Origin of the sequence: Kitasatospora sp. NPDC101155 (assembly GCF_044768305.1) — a bacterium.
Classification (GTDB): domain Bacteria; phylum Actinomycetota; class Actinomycetes; order Streptomycetales; family Streptomycetaceae; genus Kitasatospora.
Map to the genome: position 1 here is coordinate 1 of NZ_JBIWPN010000014.1, position 6912 is coordinate 6912.

The 6912-nt window shown below is 66.6% G+C and carries 8 protein-coding genes and 1 pseudogene; 2 read left to right on the forward strand and 7 right to left on the reverse strand.

Annotation, left to right across the window (positions count from 1 at the left end; genetic code table 11):
- From ACIRYZ_RS21790 to ACIRYZ_RS21800, 3 genes and pseudogenes are all read right to left on the reverse strand, one after another.
- Positions 1–198: pseudogene (locus ACIRYZ_RS21790) on the reverse strand (IS1182 family transposase); the annotation flags it as partial.
- Between the two features lie 733 nt (positions 199–931).
- Entirely contained in the window at positions 932–2143 is a 1212-nt protein-coding gene (locus ACIRYZ_RS21795) for a sporulation protein (RefSeq protein ID WP_402946451.1), read from the reverse strand.
- 326 nt (positions 2144–2469) lie between these two features.
- Positions 2470–2814: a hypothetical protein gene (locus ACIRYZ_RS21800; protein WP_402946453.1), complete on the reverse strand. Its 345-nt coding sequence runs from the start codon at positions 2812–2814 to the stop codon at positions 2470–2472.
- Positions 2815–3357: 543 nt separating this feature from the next.
- Here ACIRYZ_RS21800 and ACIRYZ_RS21805 point away from each other — a divergent pair.
- Complete coding sequence (locus ACIRYZ_RS21805) at positions 3358–3549, forward strand: hypothetical protein (protein ID WP_402946455.1); 192 nt, start codon at positions 3358–3360, stop codon at positions 3547–3549.
- Positions 3550–3831: 282 nt separating this feature from the next.
- On the opposite strand, the gene ACIRYZ_RS21810 is transcribed toward ACIRYZ_RS21805, so the two are convergent.
- The 4 genes from ACIRYZ_RS21810 to ACIRYZ_RS21825 form a co-directional block, all read right to left on the reverse strand.
- Entirely contained in the window at positions 3832–4122 is a 291-nt protein-coding gene (locus ACIRYZ_RS21810; protein WP_402946457.1) for a hypothetical protein, read from the reverse strand.
- A 154-nt stretch (positions 4123–4276) separates the two neighbouring features.
- Positions 4277–4429 carry a hypothetical protein gene (locus ACIRYZ_RS21815; protein ID WP_402946459.1) on the reverse strand — a complete coding sequence of 51 codons (153 nt, stop codon included), beginning with the start codon at positions 4427–4429 and terminating at the stop codon, positions 4277–4279.
- Positions 4430–4486: 57 nt separating this feature from the next.
- Positions 4487–5710: an HTTM domain-containing protein gene (locus tag ACIRYZ_RS21820; protein WP_402946460.1), complete on the reverse strand. Its 1224-nt coding sequence runs from the start codon at positions 5708–5710 to the stop codon at positions 4487–4489.
- Positions 5707–6246: a DUF5819 family protein gene (locus ACIRYZ_RS21825; protein WP_402946462.1), complete on the reverse strand. Its 540-nt coding sequence runs from the start codon at positions 6244–6246 to the stop codon at positions 5707–5709. Before ACIRYZ_RS21825 ends, ACIRYZ_RS21820 begins: the two co-directional genes overlap by 4 nt.
- Before the next feature lie 237 nt (positions 6247–6483).
- Between ACIRYZ_RS21825 and ACIRYZ_RS21830 the strand changes: the two genes are divergently transcribed.
- Positions 6484–6912 (forward strand): hypothetical protein (locus ACIRYZ_RS21830; RefSeq protein WP_402946464.1); only part of this gene is annotated, 429 nt, incomplete at its 3' end.

Below are 6912 nucleotides of genomic sequence, written 5' to 3' on the forward strand. Positions count from 1 at the left end.
CGAGACCAGTGCCAGCGCCCCCGGCGAGACCGCGGGCCGACCCCGTGCGGGGAACGCCTCGGCGAAGGATTGGTCCTCGAACAGCGGACCGAGCGTCTCACGGATGCGGACCGCCAACGTGCCCTTCGGGAACGAGGCCCGCACCACCCGTGCGGTCAGCTCCGGCACCCCGTGATCAGCCCGCGACTCCAACGACACCCAGTCCCACCCTCGATCGACGAACAGGCCGATCATGGCAGCCCGGACAACTGTTCATCAGCGGTTTGCGAATTTCCCAACGGAGTCCTGGCGGGCCGGACGGGGCTCATAGTCTTAGTCTTTCTGGCTTTGGCACTGACGGCGGTTAACGGCCAGCCTTCTCCCATCGCGCGAGAGCGGACCTGGTGGCCTACCAAATAGAGGCGCGGAACGGGGCTACCCGAGAACCCACCAGAAGACTCTATGATGAAGGTCTTCCGCTTGCCAGTTAATGTTGTACCGAATCCATACGGCGCCATTGCCTGGGACGACGTTATGTATGGTCATGTCGGCCTCTCCCTGCTGAGGAAAGCCGCCGAATGCGAGTTCGCAAATCGATGCCACAACTGCCTTGCTGGGACGATACCCCTCCTCGTGGCATTCCGCCGCGCCGAGTCCCGCTGTGCCGCTTGAAGAAAGCCACTACTGCAAGCGGCCCCGACATGCGCTTCCAGGTTCAGTAGCAGTGACCCGCTGCCTTGCTCGCCGAGGTGGGGCAAGGACGACCTGGCTCGGCCCCGGCCCGTGGTGGGTGACAAACACCGGCCTGCGGGTGCGGCCCTTGAGGAACCTCGGCAGAAGCCGGGCGAATGGCGGACGCCAGTCAGCGAGCGGCGGGTACGGGGCGCCCGATGGGCCAGCGGAGGCCGTCCGGGCCGCACAGACACGCCCACCGTTGGCGGGTTCCCGAGCTTCAGCCGGCGGCGATGACGCGCTCGGCCCGGTGGAGATAGTCAGCAGCCTCGGGTTCAGTGCGCCAGGGGTCGAGTGCGGTGGTGAGGGTGCGCAGGTAGCTGCGGCTGCGGGTGGAGTGGACGCCGCTGAGGATGGTGAGGGCGCGCTCGCCGGCTTCGAGGCCGGGTTCGAGGGTGCGCTGTTGGAGGTGGGCGGTGGCGATGACGGTCTGGCGGATGCCGACGGCGCGGCTGAAGACGCCTTCTGGCATGGCGGCGACCTGCTGGTCCCAGCGTAGGACGTCGGTGGGGCGGTTGAGGTCGCGGTAGATTTCGGCGGCGTCGGCGGCGACGCGGGCCTGGGTGAGGTAGGCGAGCCAGTTGGGGTCGCGCGGGTCGGTGTCGGCGGCGTCGACCAGTTGTTCGCAGCGGATGAGGGCTGCGGCTGCGGCGGGTGCGTTGCCGGCTCGGCCGTGGGCGCGAGCCTCGGCGAGTTTGGCGAAGGCGAGCACCCTCGCGGCGGCGTCGTGTTTGGAGCGCTCGTAGGCCCCTTCGGCCATATCGATGGCTTCGTCCGTGAAGCCCCGCAGATAGGTGTGCAGGCTCATGGTTGCGAGTACGTATGAGCCTGCGGCGGGGTTGCCGGAGGCGCGGGCGAGGCGTAGGGCCTGGACGAAGTGGGACTGGGCGCTGGCGTGGTGGCCCATGTCGACGTCGTGCCAGGCGGCGACGCGGGCGAGTTCGGCGGTGGCGGCGAACAGCTCGGTGCCGATCTTGTCGGTGAAGGTGCCGCGCAGCAGTGGGGCGGCGCGCTGGCTGAGGCAGTCGGTGACCATGGAGGTCCGCCAGTTGCCGCCGCCGAACTTGGAGTCCCAGCGGCGGGCTTCTTCGGCCGCGGCCCGGAGGTCGTCGAGGTCGGCGCGGCCGACGCGGCGTCCGCCGACGCGGGGCAGCGGCGGGTCGGTGGGAACGGCCAGCCAGCGGGTGACCGGGGCGCTGTAGGCGGTGAGGGCGAAGGGGCTGACCTTGACGAAGCTCCGGCGGTCCACTGTGCTCCAATACTCGGCCGCGAGGTGCAGGGCCTGATCGGGGTCTCTGTGGAAATTCAAGCCGGTTTCGATGGTGATCGGGGGCGCGCCGGCCATCCCCATCTCGTCGAGTGACAGCGTGCGGCCGAGCCGTTCGCCCAGCGCGAGGGCCAGAAGCGCAGGTGCGGGCGCTTTCGGGACCATGGCGCGGTCTGTCCAGTTCCTGATCGAGGTATGAGTGTACGCGCGGTTGACGCCTTGGCGGGCGGCGAGATCGATTACGCCGTCGGGGCTGAGACGTCGGTTCCCTGGCCCGCCCAGCAGCGGTAGCAACGGATGCTGGTGGCCGGTCTGCTCACATTCGCGAGCAGACCGGTCACCAGCACGTTCTCGCGCAGCGACGCAGGCCGCGTTCTCCCAGCCCAGACCAACGCGCAAGGCAGACGACAGTCACATGATCGGGCGGACAAGTCCTAGTAGAACCAGCCCGTGGAGGCGCTGCCGGTCACCCCGTGCGAGGCCTCCGTCGACTAGAACGACCCCTGGAACGGCCCGGAGGCACAGTTCACCCAGATGTCGCCGGCGTGCTTCTGGAAGTCGTTCACACTAGCAGTGCCGTTGTAGCAGTTGGAGGCGAGCGTGAAGTTCATGCGCTCGTCCGTCGTCGAATACTCGGTGCCGATACTCCAGCTCAGGTGCGCACCTCCGCTATAGGTGTACACGCACAAGTCCACCTGTGCCCCGAGATCGGTGCCGGTATTGGCTGGGATGCAGTTCGTGGTGGCGTGCGCCGAGGTCGCTCCTAAGCCGACGACACCCACGCTGGCCAGTCCGAGTGCGGCAACGCTACTTGTCAGGCGTCTCACGATCTTCATGCTGTTCCCTCCCCGTCACCCCTGGCTCCTGCGCCAGAGACCGGAAAAGAGAGTCGACCTGAGAATGTGTCATGCTTGCAGCAATCAGCAACCGATATTCCGCTTCATGGAGCATTCCGTACAGCCCGTGTGATGCATCGCCTAAGACTTGCAATACCGGGGGTGTCCCGCAAGGTATGACGTGAATGCTGCCACCTATCCACGGTGCAGCCAAGACGGCCCGCTTCGCCATCTGGCTCCACATGATCGGCCGGACAAGTCCTAAGTGGCCAGAGCCGTGTGCTCTGGTGGCCGCCTTTCTGTGGCCCGTGGCGACCACATCGCCTGGTCGCAGCATTCTGCACGCAACAACGACGCAACGGCCCGACGCTCTCGACGCAACGGTAGGCAACGGGAAGCAACGGCTTTGACGGCGGGTAAGGCCTATAGGAGCTATAGACTCAAGTCCCTCCCGCAGCGGGATGATCCGCCCCGGCGCCCGGGCTGTTGGCCACCGGACGTCGGCCAGGATGATCCGGCCAGCACGAGGGAGGGAGCTCCACCATGGACGAGCATGTCCGGGAGGAGCGCCGCGACCAGCTCGTCGCGGCTACGCAGGAGCTGACCTACGAGACCAGGCAGTTGGCTGTGGTGACCAGGCGGACGTGCAGGTCCACCTGGGTGCTGGTGGGGGCGACGATCGCTCTCGCTGGCGTCACGGCTGGTGTGCTGGCTCATGAGGTCGGCCTGGTGTAGCCGGACGGCAAAGAGCCCGACCGAGGTCGGGCTCTCGCGGAAGCCGGAGGGCCGTTCTCGCTGGCAGGCTGGGCGGCCCTTCGTGCTGCTTACGGCCCGATGTCAGGGGCCGTCGCCGACGTACTAGACCCGGTTTCGGATGGCCTGGGCTTATCACGCGACACCCAGAGCTTAGCCGTTCAACGTCTAATTTATATCAACTTGGCAGGAACCAGCAGGACGAACCGGTGCTCGTCCTCGACCAGAGACAAGCCCCTGACCAGGCACTTGGTGAGATCGGAGCTACGACCTGCGCGGCGAAACGATCACCGCACGGTCCTCCTCGCCAGGGAAGTAGTCACCGGTCGACGCCGTGGCCGGGTGCTCGCGGAACACCGCGTTCTCAAGCTCGTCCCGAGCCTCGCGGAGCGCCTGGATCGCTGCTTTGAGCTTGGCGGCAGGGACAGCTTCCGGCCCGGTCCTCGGGTACGCATTCAGGAGCCGGACCCTCCGCCGCAGGATCTCATCCTGGATGCCGGCCAGGACGCGGCCGAGCTCAATGTGCTCTTGCTGGGTCAACCGGGGTTTGGTCATGCGGTCATGTCCTCCGTGGTGAGACCGCCAGGATCGCCGATGAGGCCGAAGTTCATTAGATGGCACGCCATAGCCGGCGCGCCAAAGTCGACGGGGATCCCGTCGAGGGGGTACTTGGCGAACAGGGCGCCAAGCGCGGTGTCGACTCGGGACATCAGGCGCGGGCGGGCTGGATCAGCTTCAGCTCGCTGGTGTGGCACAGCGCTGGGGCGATCAGCCAGCCGATCCGGTGGACACACCAGCGGCCTTGGGTGAGCGGGCCGGGCGGCTGACCAGTGCCCGGCTGGTCAGCCCACGGTGGTGCCACATGGGCACGGGGTGCTGGAGGGATGATGTCCGTCTACGCATGATCTCGCGGCGGTCATCAAGGTGTCGGCGGAGTCTGCTCTGCGCACGTTGCCCTCCCGCTGGCGCGCGCGGCTTGCAGCGTGCGCCCGATCCGATCGCCGACCCAGCGCAGGAATGAGGTGGGGAGGAAGAGCGCGTCGGCGGTGATCATCCCGAGTGCGAAGAACGGCAGGCCGAAAATGAAACCGATCCCGACGTGCCCGCACATCATCATCGGCAGCAGCACGTTCTTGACATGCCGGTTGATCAGCGCGAACGGGAATGCACTCTCGAAGATCACCGTGCCATAGGTGATCAGCATGACCAGCAGCCCGCTGCCGGCCAGGGCGTGCGACAGCCCGGGCCACGGAGTGAAGTCGTTGAGATGGAGCGCGTAGTAGAGGGCGGTGCCGTTCTCCCACTGCGGGCCCTGGATCTTGTACCAGCCAGCGGTCGCGTAGATGAAGCACACCTGGACAGCGATCACCAACATCGCCCCTGCATGCACCACATTGCCGGTCATCTCCACGACCGACCGCGGCTCGCCGGGCGCGTAGCGCCGCACCAGCCACCAGACGGCCTGACCGGCCAGCGCGCCCCAGAAGACCAGCGCCCACCCCGCGCTCAGCTTGTCCAGGACGGTGACCAGTGTCAGCACGGCGGCGAACAACGCCCACATCACGATGCCGACGACGTCGCGGCCGTCCGACGGGATCCGCCGCGCCCGGCGCGCGTCGAGCGACCAGACCTGGCCGCACCGGGTGAACACCAGGTAGACCGCCATGACATGGATGACGTTGTCCCCGCCGTCACCCTCGAAGACGCTGCGGTTCTGCAGCGCCAGCACGCCGACCATGAACAGTAACGATGCGGTCCGGGTCCGCCACCCGACCAACAGCATCACTGCGGCGGCGATCGCCGCGGCGTACACCACTTCGAACCACCGTGGGCTGTCGGACCACATCAGCACGGTGAAGGCGTGGTTGGCCGCGTTCAGCTGGCGTGCCATCTGCCAGCTCCATGGACTGTCGGGCCCGTAGAGCTCATCGCGATTCACCCATTCGCGCAGCAGGAAAGCGAGCCAGGTGAGCGAGAAACCAATCCTGATCACGGCCGACTGATACGGGAAAACGGCGCCGCCGGTGATCCGGGCCAAACCGCGGGTGAGAGCCGCACTCATGCTTTGCAGCAGCCCGGCGAACGGGGACGGGACGGGGGCGGCTCCCCCGGCGGACGCGACGGGTCGGTGGGGGCCGCTCACGTGAAGTCCTCGTTGCTGACGCCCCACCAGGGCATCTCGTTGTAGCTGGTCGCGGTGTCGGTGTCCGACTTCGGGCTGCCCCACGGCGGACTGCCGATCGGCATGGTCGCGCTACGCACCTGGACGAGCTGCACCGTGCCGCCATTGGGGTGCTGACCGAATCGGTGGGCCGCTATGCGCCGCACGTACTCCTGCGAGAGGTAGCCGCGCAGCCCGATGGGCTGGTCCTGGCCGTCGTGCGAGGACCTGTAGAAAGTCCAGGCGGCTCGCAGCTCGTTCTGCTTGGTGTGGCTGGGGAACGGATTATGGTGGATCCGCGCCTCATCCATCGCTGTCAGGTCGGTCCAGCCGGTGATCTGCGTGGTGCCATCCGGCTTCAGCACCACGGCGCGGGCCTGGACGTCGGTGTTCTCCAGCGGCAGGTTGGGGGCGAAGAGCCTCCAGCTCTGCTCGAACTCATGAGAGACATAACCGTTGATCGCCGCCGCATTCTGTGCGGAGAACGTGTTGGACGGGGCGAGGCTCAAGAACACCATCCCCAAGTGGACAAAGGCACCGACGGCGACAGCTGCCACCGTCAGTGCGATTACCAGGCGCGAGATCAGCGAGGCATCGGATGTGCCGCCTTGGCGCCCAGCTCTCTCCTCCGCCGGCCTGGTCCGAGGTGGCCTCATCTCGTACCCCGTTTCTCTTTACCACCCAGTTCGACGATTATCCCCTTCACTTTCACCCCCAGCCGGACGAATCGCAACAACTAACCAGTGGTGGTCGGGTTGCTGCTGCTGCTGGTCGTCGGGTTACTGCTGGTCGTAGAGGCCGCGCCACCACTGCTGGTGGTCGGGTTACTGCTGCTGCTGGTCGTCGGGTTACTGCTGGTCGTAGAGGCCGCGCCACCACTGCTGGTGGTCGGGTTACTGCTGCTGCTGGTCGTCGGGTTACTGCTGGTCGTAGAGGCCGCGCCACCACTGCTGGTGGTCGGGTTGCTACTGCTGCTGGTCGTCGGGTTACTGCTGGTCGTAGAGGCCGCGCCGGTCTTCGGGTTAGAGCTGGTCGTCGGGTTACTGCTGGTACTGGTGGTCGGGTTACTGCTGGTCGTGGTCGCGGCGCCGGTCTTCGGGTTGGTGCTGGTGGTCGGGTTACTGCTGGTGCTGGTGGTCGGGTTACTGCTGGTGCTGGTGGTCGGGTTACTGCTGGTGCTGGTG

Excerpts from the sequence above, each read along its gene's own strand:
- ACIRYZ_RS21795 (WP_402946451.1), bottom strand. The coding sequence starts at position 2,143 with ATGGTCCCGAAAGCGCCCGCACCTGCGCTTCTGGCCCTCGCGCTGGGC.
- ACIRYZ_RS21800 (WP_402946453.1), bottom strand. The coding sequence starts at position 2,814 with ATGAAGATCGTGAGACGCCTGACAAGTAGCGTTGCCGCACTCGGACTG.
- ACIRYZ_RS21805 (WP_402946455.1), top strand. The coding sequence starts at position 3,358 with ATGGACGAGCATGTCCGGGAGGAGCGCCGCGACCAGCTCGTCGCGGCT.
- ACIRYZ_RS21810 (WP_402946457.1), bottom strand. The coding sequence starts at position 4,122 with ATGACCAAACCCCGGTTGACCCAGCAAGAGCACATTGAGCTCGGCCGC.
- ACIRYZ_RS21825 (WP_402946462.1), bottom strand. The coding sequence starts at position 6,246 with ATGGTGTTCTTGAGCCTCGCCCCGTCCAACACGTTCTCCGCACAGAAT.